The sequence below is a fragment of the Pseudarthrobacter sp. Y6 genome, assembly GCF_050156205.1.
Classification (GTDB): Bacteria; Actinomycetota; Actinomycetes; order Actinomycetales; family Micrococcaceae; genus Arthrobacter.
In genome coordinates, this window is record NZ_CP189574.1 from 510,188 (window position 1) to 527,851 (window position 17,664).

Annotated in this window: 17 protein-coding genes and 1 pseudogene; 10 read left to right on the forward strand and 8 right to left on the reverse strand. The window is 66.3% G+C overall.

The window, feature by feature from the left end:
- Positions 1-8: 8 nt before the first annotated feature.
- The 4 genes and pseudogenes from ACQCSW_RS02480 to dhaM all read left to right on the forward strand — a co-directional run bounded on the left by ACQCSW_RS02480 (position 9) and on the right by dhaM (position 3,106).
- Positions 9-524, forward strand: a complete 516-nt coding sequence (locus tag ACQCSW_RS02480; RefSeq protein WP_426989357.1) for an amino-acid N-acetyltransferase — start codon at positions 9-11, stop codon at positions 522-524.
- A 242-nt stretch (positions 525-766) separates the two neighbouring features.
- Positions 767-1,767 (forward strand): annotated as a pseudogene (gene dhaK / locus ACQCSW_RS02485) (dihydroxyacetone kinase subunit DhaK).
- A 2-nt stretch (positions 1,768-1,769) separates the two neighbouring features.
- A complete protein-coding gene (gene dhaL, locus ACQCSW_RS02490; RefSeq protein WP_354250073.1) occupies positions 1,770-2,402 on the forward strand; it encodes a dihydroxyacetone kinase subunit DhaL in 633 nt (210 codons plus the stop codon).
- Positions 2,399-3,106: a dihydroxyacetone kinase phosphoryl donor subunit DhaM gene (dhaM, locus tag ACQCSW_RS02495; RefSeq protein WP_354250072.1), complete on the forward strand. Its 708-nt coding sequence runs from the start codon at positions 2,399-2,401 to the stop codon at positions 3,104-3,106. The genes dhaL and dhaM overlap by 4 nt, the downstream gene beginning before the upstream one ends.
- Before the next feature lie 52 nt (positions 3,107-3,158).
- On the opposite strand, the gene ACQCSW_RS02500 is transcribed toward dhaM, so the two are convergent.
- From ACQCSW_RS02500 to ACQCSW_RS02520, 5 genes are all read right to left on the reverse strand, one after another.
- Positions 3,159-3,452 (reverse strand): DUF3040 domain-containing protein, encoded by a 294-nt coding sequence (locus tag ACQCSW_RS02500; RefSeq protein ID WP_426989358.1) that lies wholly within the window; start codon positions 3,450-3,452, stop codon positions 3,159-3,161.
- A gap of 124 nt (positions 3,453-3,576) precedes the next feature.
- The gene (locus tag ACQCSW_RS02505) at positions 3,577-4,068 is read right to left on the reverse strand and encodes a hypothetical protein (protein WP_426989359.1); all 492 of its coding nucleotides are present in this window, start codon (positions 4,066-4,068) and stop codon (positions 3,577-3,579) included.
- Between the two features lie 36 nt (positions 4,069-4,104).
- On the reverse strand, positions 4,105-4,536 hold the full coding sequence (locus tag ACQCSW_RS02510; RefSeq protein WP_426989360.1) for a DUF3592 domain-containing protein: 432 nt from the start codon (positions 4,534-4,536) through the stop codon (positions 4,105-4,107).
- Between the two features lie 3 nt (positions 4,537-4,539).
- A complete protein-coding gene (locus ACQCSW_RS02515) occupies positions 4,540-4,971 on the reverse strand; it encodes a DUF3592 domain-containing protein (protein ID WP_111907478.1) in 432 nt (143 codons plus the stop codon).
- Between the two features lie 65 nt (positions 4,972-5,036).
- Positions 5,037-6,011 (reverse strand): A/G-specific adenine glycosylase, encoded by a 975-nt coding sequence (locus tag ACQCSW_RS02520; RefSeq protein WP_426989361.1) that lies wholly within the window; start codon positions 6,009-6,011, stop codon positions 5,037-5,039.
- A 153-nt stretch (positions 6,012-6,164) separates the two neighbouring features.
- Between ACQCSW_RS02520 and ACQCSW_RS02525 the strand changes: the two genes are divergently transcribed.
- Positions 6,165-6,854 carry a hypothetical protein gene (locus tag ACQCSW_RS02525; protein ID WP_426989362.1) on the forward strand — a complete coding sequence of 230 codons (690 nt, stop codon included), beginning with the start codon at positions 6,165-6,167 and terminating at the stop codon, positions 6,852-6,854.
- Between the two features lie 133 nt (positions 6,855-6,987).
- Here the strand turns inward: ACQCSW_RS02525 and disA are convergent, their stop codons facing one another.
- Positions 6,988-8,064, reverse strand: coding sequence for a DNA integrity scanning diadenylate cyclase DisA (gene disA, locus ACQCSW_RS02530; RefSeq protein ID WP_354250066.1), 1,077 nt, complete (start codon positions 8,062-8,064; stop codon positions 6,988-6,990).
- A 520-nt stretch (positions 8,065-8,584) separates the two neighbouring features.
- Here disA and ACQCSW_RS02535 point away from each other — a divergent pair.
- Both ACQCSW_RS02535 and ACQCSW_RS02540 read left to right on the forward strand, forming a co-directional pair.
- Entirely contained in the window at positions 8,585-10,198 is a 1,614-nt protein-coding gene (locus ACQCSW_RS02535; RefSeq protein ID WP_426989363.1) for a peptide chain release factor 3, read from the forward strand.
- Positions 10,199-10,204: 6 nt separating this feature from the next.
- Positions 10,205-11,434 (forward strand): beta-ketoacyl-[acyl-carrier-protein] synthase family protein, encoded by a 1,230-nt coding sequence (locus tag ACQCSW_RS02540; protein WP_426989364.1) that lies wholly within the window; start codon positions 10,205-10,207, stop codon positions 11,432-11,434.
- Positions 11,435-11,481: 47 nt separating this feature from the next.
- Here the strand turns inward: ACQCSW_RS02540 and radA are convergent, their stop codons facing one another.
- Both radA and ACQCSW_RS02550 read right to left on the reverse strand, forming a co-directional pair.
- The gene (gene radA / locus ACQCSW_RS02545; protein WP_426989365.1) at positions 11,482-12,855 is read right to left on the reverse strand and encodes a DNA repair protein RadA; all 1,374 of its coding nucleotides are present in this window, start codon (positions 12,853-12,855) and stop codon (positions 11,482-11,484) included.
- A 127-nt stretch (positions 12,856-12,982) separates the two neighbouring features.
- The gene (locus tag ACQCSW_RS02550; protein WP_426989366.1) at positions 12,983-14,110 is read right to left on the reverse strand and encodes an FUSC family protein; all 1,128 of its coding nucleotides are present in this window, start codon (positions 14,108-14,110) and stop codon (positions 12,983-12,985) included.
- Positions 14,111-14,344: 234 nt separating this feature from the next.
- Here ACQCSW_RS02550 and pstS point away from each other — a divergent pair, with 234 nt between their 5' ends.
- The 3 genes from pstS to pstA all read left to right on the forward strand — a co-directional run bounded on the left by pstS (position 14,345) and on the right by pstA (position 17,614).
- Positions 14,345-15,466 carry a phosphate ABC transporter substrate-binding protein PstS gene (gene pstS / locus ACQCSW_RS02555; RefSeq protein ID WP_426989367.1) on the forward strand — a complete coding sequence of 374 codons (1,122 nt, stop codon included), beginning with the start codon at positions 14,345-14,347 and terminating at the stop codon, positions 15,464-15,466.
- Between the two features lie 102 nt (positions 15,467-15,568).
- A complete protein-coding gene (gene pstC / locus ACQCSW_RS02560; protein ID WP_354250059.1) occupies positions 15,569-16,501 on the forward strand; it encodes a phosphate ABC transporter permease subunit PstC in 933 nt (310 codons plus the stop codon).
- Positions 16,502-17,614, forward strand: a complete 1,113-nt coding sequence (gene pstA, locus ACQCSW_RS02565) for a phosphate ABC transporter permease PstA (protein ID WP_426989368.1) — start codon at positions 16,502-16,504, stop codon at positions 17,612-17,614.
- Positions 17,615-17,664: the final 50 nt, after the last annotated feature.

Below are 17,664 nucleotides of genomic sequence, written 5' to 3' on the forward strand. Positions count from 1 at the left end.
ATTGTGGTGTGACCGACTCTGACTCTTTCCGTATCCGTTCTGCACGTACCAGTGACGTGGCCGCCATCAAGGGCCTTGTTGCCCCGTTGGCTGAGCATCGGATCCTGATGGCGAAAGAGACGGTTGCCTATTACGAGAGCCTCCAGGAGTTCCGGATCGCAGAAGCCGACGACGGCGAAGTCATCGGCTGCGGCGCCCTGCACGTTATGTGGGAGGATCTCGCTGAAGTCCGCACGCTGGCCGCATCGGATGCGTGGCGCGGCAAGGGGGTGGGGCACGTGCTGGTGGAAAGCCTGCTGGCAGGGGCCCGTGAACTGGGCGTGGCGCGGGTCTTTTGCCTCACGTTCGAGGTGGATTTTTTCAAGCGTCATGGCTTCGAGGTCATGGCCGACCAGACGGCAGTGGACCCGGTGGTCTACTCCGAGTTGCTGCGCTCCCATGACGAAGGCGTTGCCGAGTTCCTGGACCTGGCGCGGGTCAAGCCCAACACCCTGGGCAATACCCGCATGATCAAGACCCTGTAGACACCCCTCATCATCCTGCCCGGGCGACCGCGGCAAGAAGTCACCCTGTGACAAAGATAGCTTTATGGCGAATTGATGGATAAACTGACAAGGTTGCAGTTTGGGTCCTGCCGTAAGGGACGGTCATTGGGGGCTGTCCCTTACCGCTTCCACCGGATCGTCGCAGGCTACCGGACTTCATGTTGCGGTAGTAGGGTCAAAGTGCATCCTCCAGGAAGCACCCACACCCCAGGAGTTCCGCCATGAAAAAGCTCATCAATGATCCCCGTTCCGTGGTTGACGAATCCGTCGAGGGATTTGGTCTGGCCCACGCGGGACTCGTCACCGTCACTGCCGATCCGAAGTACGTCACGCGCAAAGACGCGCCGGTGGCAGGGAAGGTCGGACTAGTTTCCGGCGGGGGCAGCGGCCACGAGCCGCTCCACGCCGGTTTTGTCGGGCTGGGAATGCTCGACGCCGCCGTGCCGGGGGCGGTGTTCACCTCGCCGACGCCGGACCAGATCCTTCCGGCGACGCTCGCCGTTAACTCGGGCGCCGGCGTCGTCCATATCGTTAAGAACTACACCGGTGACGTCCTGAACTTTGAGACCGCAGCGGAACTGGCGCAGGCCGAAGGTGTGGACATCCGTACGGTTCTGGTGAATGACGACGTCGCGGTGGAGGACTCCCTGTATACCGCAGGCCGCCGCGGAGTGGGTGGCACCGTTCTGGTGGAGAAAATCGCCGGCGCCGCGGCTGAGCGGGGCGACAACCTCGATGCCGTGGCCGCGATCGGTGACCGCGTCAACAGCAACGTCCGCACCATGGGGGTCGCGCTGTCCGCGTGCACAGTACCGCATGCGGGAACGCCCAGTTTCGACCTGGCGGATGATGAAATCGAGATCGGCATCGGCATCCACGGCGAGCCCGGCCGGCACAAAATCCCGATGGAGAACGCCGACGGCATCACCGACCGCTTGCTTGACCCGGTCCTCAGCGACCTGGGCATCACCGGCGGCGAGAAAGTCCTGCTGTTCGTCAACGGCATGGGCGGCACGCCCCTGAGTGAGCTCTACATCGTCTACCGCCGCGCTGCCCAGGTGATCGCAGAACGTGGAGCCGCGGTCGAACGCTCGCTGTGGGGAACTACATCACCGCCCTGGAAATGCAGGGCTGCTCCATCTCCGTGCTGCGGCTCGACGATGAACTGACGCAGCTGTGGGACGCCCCCGTGCACACCGCAGCCCTGCGCTGGGGCGTGTAACCGTGGTGCTGGACGTGAACTGGGCCGTTAGGTGGCTGACGCTCTGCGCCCAGGCCATGGCGGAACACAGGGTGTGGCTCATCGAACTTGACCGTGCCATCGGGGACTCGGACCACGGCGAGAACATGGACCGCGGCTTCCAGGCTGTGCTGGAGAAACTGGCTGAAGCCCAGCCTGAGACACCCGGCGCGGCCCTGAAGCTGACTGCCATGACTCTGATGTCCAAAGTAGGAGGCGCCGCAGGACCCTTGTACGGAACCGCGTTCCTGCGCGCCTCCACCGCTTTGGGAGACGCCGCCGAGATTGATCCGGGGCGCCTAGCCGATGCGCTCGTGGCCGCCCGCGACGGCATCGTGGCCCGGGGTAAGGCCGAGTCCGGCGACAAGACCATGGTCGACGCCTGGACCCCCGCCGCTGAGGCAGCGCAGGCCGCCGCGGCGGACGGTACGGGCACCGTCCTTGGAGTGCTGGTCGCTGCCGCAGAGGCGGCTGAGGCCGGCGCCGTGGCCACCGACCCGCTGGTTGCCCGCAAAGGCCGCGCCAGTTACCTGGGGGAGCGGAGCGCGGGCCACCGTGATCCGGGCGCCGCCTCCAGCGCCCTCATTCTCCGGGCTGCTGTTGGGGCCGCAGCGTGACGGTACGCCTGGTGGTGGTGTCCCATAGCGAAAAAATTGCCGACGGCGCCGTGGAGCTTGCCGCCCAGATGGCCCCCGACGTCGTAATCCTCGCCGCCGGGGGCACCGCCGACGGCAGGATCGGAACAAGCCTGGAGAAAGTCATGTCTGCCCTGGATCAGGCGGCCGGCGGCGATGGCGTGGTGGTCCTGACGGACCTGGGATCGGCCGTGATGACGGCGGAATCGGCTCTGGAGCTCGTTGAGGAGCCAGCCGGTGTACTGCTGGCGGACGCGCCCCTGGTGGAAGGCCTCGTGGCTGCCGCCGTGGCCGCGCAGGGTGGCGCCGATGTGAAGGCAGTCAAACGTGCCGCCGAAGCGGTCTACGGGTTGGGGCCGGATGTGGCGGTTGCTTCGCCGGTGCTCGCCGCCAGCACCGTCACCGAAGGGTCCGTCACGGGTCCCGGGCCGGACTTCACCGGCGACTTCGAACTGGTGAATGAGGCCGGCATGCACGCCCGTCCGGCAGCCAAGATCGCGGGCGGTCTGGCGTCCCTCAACGCCGAAGTCACGGTCAACGGCGTGGATGGCGCCTCAATGACATCCTTGATGATCCTGGCGGCTGGCAAGGGATCCGTGCTCCATATCGAGGCTTGGGGGCCCGACGCCGAGCGTGCCCTGAACTACGTCGGCGGCCTGGTGCAGGCGGGCTTCGGCGAGCCGTAGGCCGTGGACTGATGTGGGCGTGGCTGGCAGAGGCGCCGGCCTGATTAGCCGCCTATTTGACCTGGCTGCTGCGGCCCAGACTGAAGGAGCGCTTATCCACGAGCAGGTACGTGCCGCCTCCCATCAGGAGGAAGCCGCCGACGCCGATTACGATGATCTGCGTGCTGACCCCGACAATAAGCAACACCAGCCCGAGCAGGCATGCGATGGCACCGAAGTAGGTGCGGCGCCCAAACCTGAGGCCCACGGAGCCGGACGAGAGTTCCTCGGCGAGCCTCGGGTCGTCTGCCGCCAGGCCCGATTCCAGCTCCTCGAGCTGTTTCCGCTCCCTATCTGAGAGTGGCATCGTAACCCCTTCCCGGGCGGCGAACCTGTTGTACATCCAGCGTTGCCGATGCTAGTAATACAGACCGTAGAAGTGTCCTGAGTGGAAGTCAAGGGCGGTGCAGGCGGGCCTTGTCTCCCAAGAGTCACGCAGCCGGTCGCAGGCCCCCGGCGTCCAGGATCACCGAAGCAGTGACGAACCTCCCGCACTGCTCCCCGAAGGGATAGGCGCCGCGGGGCCGGAAATCCAAGGTGCGCACAGGGAGTGCCGATCCGCCCGGAGAAATACCCGTGGCGGTCAGCGCCATCGGGGCCTCCGTGAGGGACTCCAGCATCAGCATCCCGATCATGGTCCCGTCCGGGGAGGCCGTGGCAGAGCAGACACCGTCCGGTGCGCAGCCTTGGTCAATGGATGCCGTTCCGGGAATAAGCTCGACGGCGGCTTCCTTGCAGACGCCGTCCTGGCACGCCTTCAGGCGCAGCGATCCCACCTGCGCCACGTACTCCCGCGCCACCGTCACCGAGACTGCAGTAGCCTGGGCAATCATGGGGCACGGCGCCGGGACGGGGTAGTAGTAGCAGCCAGCGGTGAGCACCGTCGTCGTCATCAGTGCCAGAAGTACCCCGGGCTTGCCCATACTTCAGCCTAAATCCGGAGCCGGAAGCCGGCACTGCTACCAGGAAAGTGATGCAAACATTGTTATGGCCGCTGCCCCGAAGATCACCATAATGAGACCCGTGGCCAGCCGGCCCTTGGCAACAACGAAGACCGGCAGCGTGGATTCGGCGGGATTGGCCGGGTTGTAGACCACCGGGATGTGGGTGCCGATGATCGCCTGGTCCTGGCTGTAGATATCGGACTGCCCCAGCCAGCGCCTGCCCCCGGCGTCCGAGAATTCGTACGACGGCGCAAACCGGTTCCGGCCGTTGCTCGCGGGTCCGTCCGTGCCATGCAGGTTTCCCGTGACGGTGGCCGAAGCCTCAAGCCATCCCGCCATGGAACGATTCCGGCGGAAAGACGCGGCAAGGGAGAGCCCCATCAGGATCAGGCCCGCGGCAAGGAAAAGCCCGGGCACCACGATGAACAGCAGTTTCAGGGAGTCCACGGGTCAGCCCAGCGGGAAGTTGCCGGCGACCCAGAACAGCAGCAGGGCGAAAAATGCGAAGACCGGCATCAGGCACCCGATCACCATTTTTGATTCGGACGCCACCTGGAACGATTGGTTGGGATTCGCCGGGTTGTAGGCCACCTCCAGGAGCGATCCTGATGCCTGCTGGTTGGCGTACGAGACCTCGGATTCGCCCGCATATAGGGTCCCGTTGGGGTCGGCGAACTGGTAGGTGGGATAGAAGCGCCTGCTCCGCGTTGAGCCGCCTCCGCCATGTGTCCAGCCCGCCACGTTTCCAGTGACGGTCGCCCGCACCTTTGGCCAGCTGGCGATCAGTTTTTCCTGCCGCTTGGTTTTCCGCAGTGAACGGACCAGCGCAAAAATGACACCGGCAACAAACAGCGCCCAGATGATGTACAACACGAGTCTCATGAATTTCCCCCGGTTCGAGTCACCAGAAAGTATGCCATTCAGCCGCGGGCCACCCTAAAGACGCCTCAGGCGGGCAGCCGGTAGCCGCCCTGGTGCAGTTCGGCCAGCCCGTCGTCAAGGAGGCCGGCAATCGCACGTTCGAGCTGTTCCGGCGCGGAGTTCAGGCGGTGCAGTGCGGACAGGGGGACGCCGATTCCGTCCGCCGCGAAGCCCAAGTCGGCAGGCTCCCGCTGGAACATTTCCGCCGGCACCGGCGCGTCCGCAAGCCGCAGCACAGCCATCACGGCACCCCGGACCTGCCGGTCAGTGCCGTGCCACGCCTGTCCTTTGGGAACGTACGACGGCGGCGGCTCGCCGGCTGCCAGCCACGCACAGGCGTCCCGCACCGGGCAGTCCGCGCACTTAGGCGCCCGCGCCGTGCAGACCAGTGCCCCCAGTTCCATAACCGCAGCGTTCCAGCGCACGGAGGTCCCGACGTCGTCCGGCAGGAGTTCCGCCGCGAGCCGCATCTCCGCAGCGTTCAGCGATGGTGAGGGGAGCGCGACGCCGGAAATCAGGCGCGCGTGCACACGCCGGATGTTGGTGTCCACCACGGTCTCCCGGCGTCCGAAGGTAAAGGCGGCAACGGCCGCGGCCGTGTAGCTGCCCACACCGGGCAGGGCCAGCAGCTCGGTGTAGTTGCCAGGGACCTTGCCGCCGTGGTTGCGGACGATGGCAGTGGCGGCCGCGTGCAGGCGGAGTGCCCGGCGGGGGTAGCCGAGCCTGCCCCACGAGCGGACGGCTTCCCCGGCAGGCTCATCGGCAAGAGCGGCCGGCGTGGGCCAGCGCTCGAGCCATTCCCGCCAGACCGGCAGAACCCGCACCACGGGGGTCTGCTGCAGCATGATCTCGCTGACCAGGACTCCCCACGGTGAGCAGTGTGGTTCACGCCAGGGCAGATCCCTCGCCGTCTCCGCGAACCAGCCGGTGATCCTGCGGTGCAGCGCGGCGAGCTGGTCGGGGCGGAGTTCATCCGTGCCGGACGAGCCGTCCGCGGGCATGACTGGGGAAAGGGTTGTAGCGTCGATCCCAACACTGTAGTGGATTCCCGGGAGCCCACGCGAAGATGCCGCGGACAAACTGTGACGTTAGCGGTGGCCGGGGGACCGGCGTGGTGGGACGGCAGAATCCGGCGCGTTCTCTAGCCTAGAAGGATGGGCAGGCAAGGCAATTCATCACCACGCAAAACGGCATCCGCACCCGGTTCCAGGGGCGGTTCCGGCGCTACCCGGCAGCCGAGCGCGGCCGTCTACCGCCGTCGTCGGCTTTTTGTGGGAACAGCCCTTCTGATGGCGATGGCGCTCACTTTCGGTGGCTTTGCGGTGGCCGGTGCCTTCAGCGGCACCGAGCCGGCATCCTCCACCGACGGCGCCACCGGATCTGCCCCCGCCCCGGGCGCCTCGCTGTCGGAAACTGCGGGCAGCGAACCCACTCCCACTCCCACGCCTACGCCTTCCTGCAACCAAAACCTGGTGACGGTGTCTGCTTCGACCGACAAAGCCGCCTACGGCCCCGATGAGAACCCGCTGCTCACCCTGAAGGTGACCAATGGCGGAACCGTGCCGTGCGAGGTGAACATCGGAACGTCCCAGATGGAGTTCCTGGTGACCAGCGGCGCGGACAGGATCTTCTCGTCCAAGGACTGCCAAGCCAAAAGCGAAGACCTCGTGAAGACGATTGCCCCGGGCGCCAGCGAGACGGCAAACTTCCCGTGGGCCCGTAACCGCACGTTGGAAGGCTGCAGCCCCATCGAAGCCAAACCAGGAGCAGGCGGGGCATACTACATTTTCACGGCCAAGCTCGGCTCGAGGGCCAGCCCCAAGACTGTGTTCCAGCTCAGCTGACTCCACTCTCCATCCATTGCTCCACAGGGGCCCTTTTGGGGGCTCGAAAGGGCCATGGGCCCACGCCGGCAGGGTTCCCTGGCCGGTAGGGACTTGCGAGGCGAGGGGGCCGGTGGGGACAATCGATGCAGGCTTAGAGGAAGCGGTCCAGCAGGCTGGCTTCGGCCATGCGGCTCAGGCCTTCGCGGACGGTGCGGGCGCGCTGGTCGCCGATGCCGTCAACGGTCATGAGGTCGTCGATGGTGGCCGCCATCAGGAACTGCAGGCCGCCGAAATGGTCCACGAGGCGGTCGGCAACAGCGTTTGGGACTGCCTTGAGGCCGGACAGCAGCCGGTAACCGCGGGGCTGCACCACGGCGTCGAGGTTGGCCTCGCCGCCGGCAAAACCGACGATCCCGGAGATCTTGCCCAGGTCTATCAGCTCAGTGGGGCCGAGGTTCACCAGCGCGCTGACGGCCCGTTCGATGTCCTCGGCGGACGCGTCCGGTCCGGCGTAGTCGCGGATGATGACGTCGCTGCCCGGGCCGCGGCCCACCGTGAGCTCATCGAGCTGAAGGGACAGCAGGCGGCCGTCCTCGCCAAGTTCCAGGACATACTGCGAGATTTCCTCGGAGATCCGGCGGACCATTTCCTGGCGCTGCAGGGTGACCGCGACGTCGCGGACGGTCACCATGGCCTCGATCTCCAGGGCGGACAGGGAACTGGTCACCTGGTCCAGCCGCGAACGGTACCGTTCCAGCGTGGCGAGGGCCTGGTTGGCGCGGGCCAGGACCTTTTCGGATCCCTCCAGCACGTGGCGGAGCCCGTTCACGTACAGCGCGATGATCTGCATGGACTGGCTGACGGAGATCACGGGAACGCCGGTCTGGATGGCCACGCGCTCCGCCGTGCGGTGCCGGGTGCCGGATTCCTGCGTTTCGATGCTTGAGTCCGGGACCAGCTGCACCGCGGCGCGCAGAATGTTGCCAGCGTCCTTGTCGCAGATGATGGCGCCGTCCATCTTGGCCAGTTCGCGGAGCCTTGTGGGGGAGAAGTCGATGCCGATGTCGAAGCCGCCGGAGCAGATGGAATCGATGGTCCGGTCCGAGCCCAGTACGATCAGCGCACCGGTCCGTCCCCGGAGGATGCGTTCCAGGCCATCGCGCAACGGCGTGCCTGGAGCCACTCTGCCCAGAGTCGCCTTGAGCGATTCTTCGGGGCTCCGAGCCATAGGTGTTCCCTTCAAAGGTGCAGGCTGCCGCCCGCAGGTATGCCGGTTTTACACTCAGCCGGCAGGATCAAAAGTACTCAGTTTCCCGCAAGCTCAATGATAGAGGTAAGAAGCGGCAATAACCGCACGGACAAGCCCCAAAGTGCCTCGTTAGGGGGTGCCGCGAAGTGCCTCGGGAACGCGTACGACGGCGGCTGTCCGGGAGGCGTTTCGGTGCGCCTGCCCTGCGCCGACCAGGAGATGGCAGCCCAAGCTCAAGGCCTGACCGCAGCGGGAGTTCGACGCGCATGATCCCTGGGGACCCGGGTATATCAGGGTCCCCAGGGATTATGCGTGTCGAAAGGGAAGAGGAGCGTCGAAACGCGCTGCAGCCTCTGTGACGTAGCGGGGCGCGCTCAGTCTTCGGCGCCAGCCCGGCACTGCGATAAACTTGGAACTTGGCGTTCGGCCAGTCCTATTCCCTCTCACGCGCCAGGGTTGTCCCGGCCGCAGTCGTCCCCATCGCAGCGAAAGTAGCACCGTGTCCCAAGATGTCCTTAGCCCCGCCCGGGTCAACGAGATTCACAAACAGGCGGCCCGGCGTCGGACCTTTGCTGTCATTTCGCACCCCGACGCCGGCAAATCCACCCTCACCGAGGCCTTGGCGCTTCATGCGAAGGTGATCGGCACCGCCGGTGCCTCCAGCGGCAAGGCCAACCGCAAGGAAACGGTCTCGGACTGGATGCAGATGGAGAAGGACCGCGGCATCTCCATCAGCTCCGCCGCCCTGCAGTTCTCGTACCGGGACACCGTCATCAACCTGTTGGACACCCCCGGTCACGCGGACTTCTCCGAGGACACTTACCGCGTCCTGGCGGCCGTCGACTGCGCAGTGATGCTCGTGGACGCCGCCAAGGGCCTGGAAACACAGACCATGAAGCTCTTTGAGGTCTGCAAGCAGCGCAACCTGCCCATCATCACCGTCATCAACAAGTGGGACCGGCCCGGTCTGGACGCCCTGGCGCTGATGGACGAGCTCACCGAGCGCACCGGCCTGAAGCCCATGCCGCTGACCTGGGCCGTGGGCATCTCCGGTGACTTCCGCGGCGTCTGGGACCTCCGCCAGGACCGCTTCGCCCGCTTCCAGCGCAACAATTCCGGCGCCAACATCGCGCTGACCGAGTACTTCACGCCCGAAGAGGCCGCGGAGACGCAGGGCAGCAACTGGACCGACGCCGTGGACGAGGCCGGCCTGGTCGTCGAGTCCAATCTCGAATTCGACGTCGAAGCCTTCCATGCGGGCACCGCCACTCCCATCCTGTTCAGCTCCGCCGCCCTGAACTTCGGCGTGAAGGAACTGCTGGACGCCCTGGTTGACTTCGCGCCGCACGCCGCACCCCGGCCGGACATTGAGGGCAGCCCGCGCCCGGTTGAATCGTCCTTCTCCGGCTTTGTCTTCAAGGTCCAGGCAGGCATGAACAAGGCTCACCGAGACCACGTCGCTTTCATCCGCGTCTGCTCCGGAGTTTTTGAACGCGGCATGGTGGTCACACAGACCCGCACCGGAAAGTCCTTCGCCACCAAGTACGCCCAGCAGGTGTTCGGCCGCGAACGCGAGGTCATCGACGAGGCCTACCCGGGCGACGTCGTGGGCCTGGTTAACGCCTCCACGCTGCGCGTCGGCGACAGCCTCTTCCTCGAAGGCGCAGTGGAGTACCCGGCCATCCCGCTGTTCGCCCCGGAACACTTCCAGGTGGCCCGGTCCCAGGACCCCAGCAAGTTCAAGCAGTTCCGCCGCGGCATCGAGCAGCTCGAGCACGAGGGCGTCATCCAGGTGCTCCGCTCCGACGTCCGCGGCGATCAGGCGCCGGTGCTTGCCGCCGTCGGCCCGATGCAGTTCGAAGTGGTGGAGGACCGCATGGCGCATGACTTCAGCGCCCCCATGCGGCTGGAACGCCTGCCGTACTCCATCGCCAGGATTTCGACGGCGGACGCCATGCCCACGCTGGCGAACGTGCCCGGCGCTGAGGTGCTGTTGAGGTCCGACGGCGAATACCTCGCCTTGTTCAACGACGTCTGGGCCCTGCGCCGGATCGAGAAGAACCACCCCGATCTGACCCTCGTGCCCATCGGCACCCACAACCCCGCAAAGTAGCGTCCAATGTCTGCAGACCAACACCGTGCGATGATCACCGGCGCCGGCACCATCAACCCGCTCGGCTCCTCCGTGGCGGAGACCTGGGCCGGCCTGCTGGCGGGACAGTCCGGCATCGCCGCGCTGGATGAGGACTGGGCGGAGCAGCTGCCCGTGCGCATGGCCGGACAGGTCACCGCGGATCTTTCGGAACACCTCACCACGCGCGAGCTGAAGCGCATGGACCGGTGCGGGCAACTGGCGCTGGTGGCTGCCCGGGAAGCCTGGCAGCAGGCGGGAGCGCCCGACGTCGACCCCGAACGGTTTGCCGTAGTGATCGGCTCCGCCTATGGCGGCCTCGGTTCCACCCTCGAACAGGACCGTGCGCTTGCCAGCGGCGGCCCGCGCCGGGTCTCGCCGCACACCCTCACCCGGCTTATGGTCAACGGCCCCGCGGCCTGGGTCTCCATTGACCTCGGCGCCCGCGGCGGAGCCCGGACCCCGGTCAGCGCCTGCGCGTCCGGCGCGGAAGCAATTGTCCAGGGTGCCGAAATGATCCGCTCCGGAGCGGCCGACGTCGTGATTGCCGGCGGCGTGGACGCTTCAGTCAACGACCTGGTGATCACCGGTTTCTCCCAGATCCGGGCACTCTCCACACGCAACAGCGAACCCCAGCGCGCCTCGCGCCCGTTCGACGGCGGCCGCGACGGATTTGTCCTCGCCGAAGGCGCCGGCATTGTGGTGCTTGAAAGTGAGGCACACGCCCGGGCGCGCGGCGCCGCCATCCTCGGCGCAGTGGCCGGCGGGGCGGTAACCTCCGATGCCAACGACATCGTGGCCGCGGACCCGGCCATGCAGCGGCGGGTCATGCAGAAGGCCCTGGCCTCGGCCGGAATGAAGGCTTCGGAGATCGGCTTCGTCCACGCCCACGCCACCTCCACCCCGGTAGGGGACCGGCTGGAAGCCCAGGCCATCAACGCTATTTTCGGTGCCGACGTGCCCGTGACCTCCACCAAAGGCCACACCGGCCACCTGCTGGGCGGCGCCGGTGCGCTCGCCGCCGTCGTGGTGGTCCAGGCCCTGCAAACCGGACAGCTCCCCGGAACGGTGAACGTCGAGGCGCTGGATCCTGAGGTGAACCTGAACGTCGTGACGGAGAAGGCCCACACGCTGGCGCCCGGTTCCGCCCCCGCCGGCCTGGTGAACGCTTTTGGCTTCGGCGGACACAGTGTTGCCTTGGTGATTACGGGGAGCTAGCCCGTTGCGTGGACGTTTCCTTGCCTCCGATTCATCAGTCCGCGCCGCTAGCCGATAAGCAGGCTCAGTGCCTCCGTGAGGTGCTCCACTTCGCGGACCGAGAAGCCCGCCGGGACGGGTCCCGGCCCGTTGTGGCTGGCCGGGACCACGGCGTGGGTGAACCCCAGCCGGTGCGCTTCCTGAATGCGCTGGTTGATGCCGGGCACCGGCCGGACCTCTCCGGCCAGGCCGACTTCGCCGAAGGCAATCAGCCGGATGGGCAGGGGTTTGCGGGCCTTCGCGGACGCGACGGCCAGGGCAACCGCGAGGTCAGTGGCCGGTTCACTCAGCTTCACGCCGCCCACCGTGGCCACATAGGAATCGTCCTTGTGCAGCAGGCAGCCGGCACGCTGCTGCAGGACCGCCAGGAGCATGGACACCCGTGAACTGTCCAGTCCACTGGTGGCGCGGCGCGGCTGGGAGTTGGCGCTTTCGGCCAGCAGCGACTGCACCTCGGCCAGCAACGGCCGCCGCCCTTCCATGGTCACCGTGATGCAGGTGCCGGAGACCGGCTCCTTGGTGCGGCTGATGAACAGTCCGCTGGGGTCCGTGAGCCCTTCGATTCCGTTCTCATTCAGGTCAAAACAGCCGACGTCGTCCGTGGGCCCGTACCGGTTCTTCACCGCGCGCAGCATCCGGAGCCGGGAATGACGCTCGCCTTCGAACTGGCACACCACATCCACCAGGTGTTCGAGCAGCCGCGGTCCCGCGATGGACCCGTCCTTCGTCACGTGCCCCACCAGCAAAGTGGTCATGTTCCGGCGCTTGGCCGCCGCGATGATGGACGCGGCAACCTCACGCACCTGCGAGACGCCGCCGGCGCTGCCGTCCACATCAGCGCTGCTGAGCGTCTGGACCGAGTCCACGATCAGCAGCCGGGGCTCGATCTTCTCCACTTGTCCCAGTGTCTGCCCCAGGTCCGTTTCCGCTGAGAGGTAGAGGGAATCCGCGACGGCGTCGATCCGTTCGGCGCGCAGCTTTACCTGCGCGGCGGACTCCTCGCCCGTGACATACAGGACGTCCTGCGCGGTGCGGGCGAACTTGGCCGCGACGTCCAGCAGCAGCGTTGATTTGCCCACGCCAGGCTCCCCGGCCAGCAGGATGACCGCGCCAGGGACCAGGCCGCCGCCCAGCACGCGGTCCAGCTCGTCCACGCCGGTGGGCAGGAAAGCCGCCGTGGTGGCATCCACCTCGGCAATCCGGCGGGCCGGCTCCAGAACTGTGGTGGCCGCCGTCGTACGCGCTACAGCGGCGCCGGTTTCCTCAACCGTGCCCCACGCCTGGCACTCGCCGCAGCGCCCGACCCACTTGACCGTGGTCCAGCCGCATTCGGCGCACTTGTAAGCCGGCGCTTTGGACGCCCGGGAAGTCTTTGTTGCCATGGGTTCCACCCTACTGGCGGGCACCGACAATCCTCTGGTGATGGAGCCTGTCGAGATCCATCAACCCCCGGGGGTTTCGACAGGCTCAACCACCGGCTTTCGACACGCTCAACCACCGGCGCCACCGCTACAGGCCGGGCAGCACGTCCCGGGCCTCGCGCGCCTCCATGCCGGTGGCCTCCAGGAGGTCCACCATGAGCGGCCGGAACAGCATCACCACAGTCTCGCCCTCAAGCCGCTCGACCTCCAGCAGCTTGGGGTGCAGCCGCAGCGCGATCTCGCTGAAGTCCTGCCGGGCCGTGCGCAGATGGGCGCGGCGCACGCCGTCGTGCATTTCCGCCAGGCCGAGCGACAGTTCATCAATCGCGGCCGCGGTTTCCTGGAGCACGTCTGCAATGTTCTCGGTGGCGTTGTCTGACAGCGCGGCATGGTTGATGGCGCTGGTCAGCCGGCGCGCAAAGACGCGGCTGTTCCTGAGCGCCAGGTCGATGAAGTCAAGGGAACTCTCCAGCCGGTCCAGCTCGTCGCGGTGCCGGCGGTGGGCCGGCGCCAGCATGGCCACCTCGCCGGAAGCGCGCAGGGAATGGCGCATCGCGTCCACCAGCGGCTGGCAGTTCCGGCCTCGGATCAGCGCGTGCCAGGCCTGCGTGGAGTCGCTGTTGCTCAGGGCGGTGGCACATTCCCGCAGCACCTCGGCAAGCTCGTGCAGCAATTTGCGGACATCCTTGCGGGGCTCCCGGCGTGGGTCCTTGGGAATCAGGACGGTCACCAGGAGGGCGAAAAGGCCGCCCGCCACGGCGTCCAGGCTGCGCGTGAAGGGCCCGCCATCGGGCGCCGGCAGCAGCACCACCAGCAAGGATTGCAGCCCCAGCTGCGTGGTGAAGATGTTGCCGCTGTCCAGGAAACGGGCCAGCAGGATGGAGAACAGAAGTACGACGGCGGCCTGCCAGATTCCGCTGCCCAGCCAGTGCAGCAGCAGATCACCTACTGCGATCCCGATGGTGCAGCCGAGTCCCACCTCCATCACCCGGCGCAGCCGCGGGTCACGCGAGAAGCCCAGGGCGATCAGTGACGATGTGGCTGCAAAGAGGGGACCGGAGTGCCCCAGAACATACTCGGCGAAGGCGTAGGCCCCCACTGCGCACGAGGTCATCTGGACGGCGGGGACAAGTGAATTCCGGCTCCGGACCAGGCCGGTGCGGATGCGTCCGCGCAGGAAACGCCTGCTTGCTGAGAGTCCTGCTGCTGCGGCCATGCCCACCAGTCTATTTGCCGCCCGGGCACCTAAGACCGAAAGTGTGACGCGCGCAATGGTGACGCCCCAGTTGTAAGCCAATATGCCGCCGTCGTTAATCTTCTGTTCACCCGTGGCTGCCCGTCCCGTTACCTGCGGCCCATACCTTCATTAAAGGTACAAAACGTACGCATCGCGCTGCAGGGCGTCTCCGGCCCTGCCCGCTACTGAATATCCCTGGAAGGGGTACATCTAGTGAAGGCACTCCGTTTCGGCCGCCACGCGGCTATCGCTGTAATCGCAGCCGGCGCACTCGCGCTCACCGCCTGCGGTTCAGACAACGCCACGGGCACCACGCCTGCAGGCACCCAGACTTCTGCCGGCCCCAAGGTCACCGGCACGCTGACCGGCATCGGCGCATCCTCCACCGGCGCAGCCATGGACGCCTGGAAGGCCGGCTTTGCCGCCGCCAACCCCGGCGCCACCGTGCAGTACTCCCCGGACGGTTCCGGCGCAGGCCGCAAGGCAATCATCGACGGCTCGGCCCAGTTCGCCGGCTCCGACGCGTACCTCAAGGATGAAGAGCTGGCCAGCTCCAAGACCCAGTGCGGCCCCGAAGGTGCCATCAACATCCCGGTCTACATCTCCCCGATCGCTGTGGCGTTCAACCTCCCCGGCATCACCGAGCTGAAGCTTGACGCCGCCACCGTGGCCAAGATCTTCCGTGGCCAGGTCGCCAACTGGAACGATCCCGCGATCGCCGCCCTGAACCCGGGCGTCACCCTCCCGGACCTCAAGGTCACCCCGGTGAACCGCTCTGACGATTCCGGTACCACCACTAACTTCACCGATTACTTGGCCGCGGCTGCTGCCGATGTCTGGACCGACAAGGCTGCCGGCATCTGGCCCGCAGCCCTGCAGGGCGAGAACGCCAAGGGAACCTCCGGCGTCGTCAAGACCGTTACCGACACCCCGGGTGCCGTGACCTACGCGGATGACTCCGCCGTGGGCGGCAAGCTGGGCACCGCGTCCATCAAGGTGGGCGAGGAGTTCGTCAAGATCTCCGCCGACGCCGCTGCCAAGGCCGTTGAAGCCGGCAAGCCCGTCGAAGGCCGCTCCGCCACCGACGTCGCCATCAAGCTGGACCGCAAGACCACAGCAAAGGGTGCCTACCCGGTGGTCCTGGTTTCCTACCACGTTGTCTGCACCACCTACGACAAGCAGGAAACCGTTGACCTCGTCAAGGCCTTCGAAAGCTACGTAGTTTCCAACGCCGGCCAGAAGGCAGCTGCTGACTCCGCGAAGTCCGCACCGCTCTCCTCGGCCCTCGCCGAGAAGGCCGTCAAGGCCATCGAATCCATCAAGGTCAAGTCCTAGTACCTGTCCCTGAACCATGTTCCCCGCCACGCCGAAAGGCGGGGCGGGGAACTTGGCATTGCAAGCTCGATTTAGGCACCACCCACAACCGAAGGGTCTGGAATGACCGCCACCCCCCTGAGCAGTTCCCAGGGCGCAGGCCGCGCCGGGGATAAGATCTTTTCCGGCGCCGCCCTGGCCGCCGGGTGCCTCATCCTCGCCGTCCTGTTCGGCGTGGCCCTGTTCCTCGTTGTCCAGGCCATTCCGGCGCTGACCGCCCCGGCCGCCGAGATCCAGGGCGGCGAAGGCTTCTTCGCCTACATCTGGCCGATCGTTATTGGCACGCTCATTGCAGCCGTCATCGCCCTCGTGATCGCAACACCCGTCGCCATCGGCGTGGCCCTGTTCATCTCGCACTTCGCCCCGCGCGGACTCGCCTCCGGCCTTGGCTACGTGGTGGACCTCCTGGCTGCCATCCCGTCGGTGGTTTACGGCGCCTGGGGAGCGGCGTTCCTCGCCAAGGAAATCTCCCCCGCCTACAACTGGCTGGCCGAGAACATGGGCTGGCTGCCCATCTTCCAGGGCCCCGCCTCTGCCACCGGCAAAACCATCCTGACCGCGGGCATTGTGCTCTCGGTGATGGTCCTGCCGATCATCACGTCCCTGAGCCGTGAAATCTTCCTGCAGACGCCCAAGCTTCACGAGGAAGCCGCCCTGGCCCTCGGCGCCACGCGCTGGGAAATGATCAAAATGTCAGTCCTGCCGTTCGCCCGCCCGGGCATCATCAGCGCCGTCATGCTGGGCCTGGGCCGTGCGCTGGGCGAGACCATGGCTGTTGCCCTGGTCCTCTCCTCCGGTGCCCTGACCGCCAGCCTGATCACGTCCGGCAACCAGACCATCGCCGCGGAGATCGCCCTGAACTTCCCCGAAGCCAGCGGCCTCAAGGTCAGCACGCTGATCGCTGCCGGCCTGGTACTTTTTGTGATCACCCTGGGAGTCAACATGATCGCCCGCTGGATCATCACACGGCACAAAGAATTCTCGGGAGCAAACTAAATGTCCTCCACTATCACTCCCGTGCGCAGTAAGCGTTCAGCCCTGACCAAGGGCCAGTTGCCCGCATTTGCGCCGTACGTCGTCCTGGCACTCGCACTCATCGTGGGCGCCGCGATCCTTGCACTGATCGGGTTCAACGCCTTCGGCTGGGGCATTGTTTCGGCCATCCTCTTCGCCGCCGGCCTGGTGGGCTGGAGCGCCGTGGTGGAAGGCTCCCGCAAGGCCAAGGACAAGCTGGCCACCTGCCTGGTGGTGGGCTCGTTCCTGATCGCGCTGCTCCCGCTGATCTCCGTGATCTGGACGGTGCTGGTCAACGGCGTTCCCGGCCTGATCGCCCCGGGCTTCCTGACCAGCTCCATGAACGGCGTCACGGGCGTTTACGACAACAAGGCAGTCGAAGACGGCGCCCCTGTGGTCGGTGGCATCTACCACGCACTGTTGGGCACCATCCAGATCACGCTGGTAACCACCGTGATCTCCGTGCCCGTCGGCCTGCTGACCGCCATTTACCTGGTGGAGTACGGCAATGACGGCCGCCTGGCCCGCGCCATCACGTTCTTTGTGGACGTGATGACCGGCATACCGTCCATCGTGGCCGGCCTGTTCGCCGCAGCGTTCTTCTTCGCCGTGGTGGGGCCCGGCACCAAAACCGGTGCCGTCGCCGCCGTCGCGCTTTCCGTCCTGATGATCCCCGTAGTGGTGCGTTCCAGCGAGGAAATGCTCAAGATCGTCCCCAACGAACTGCGCGAAGCGGCATACGCGCTGGGTGTGCGCAAGTGGCGCACCATCCTCAAGGTGGTGATCCCGACCGCGATCTCCGGCATCGCGTCCGGCGTCACCTTGGCGATCGCCCGCGTGATCGGTGAGACTGCGCCCATCCTGGTCACCGCCGGGTTTGCCACCAGCATCAACAACAACGTATTCGGTGGCTGGATGGCCTCTCTGCCCACATTCATCTACACCCAGATCCTGAACCCCACATCACCGGCCAACCCGGACCCGTCGTCGCAGCGGGCGTGGGGCGCCGCCCTGGTGCTGATCATCCTGGTGATGGTCCTGAACCTTGGCGCCCGGCTGATCGCCAGGATCTTTGCCCCCAAGTCCGGCCGTTGAAAAATTTTCAGCAGGCCATTCCGGTCCTCGCGGCCAAACCCTAGACTTCA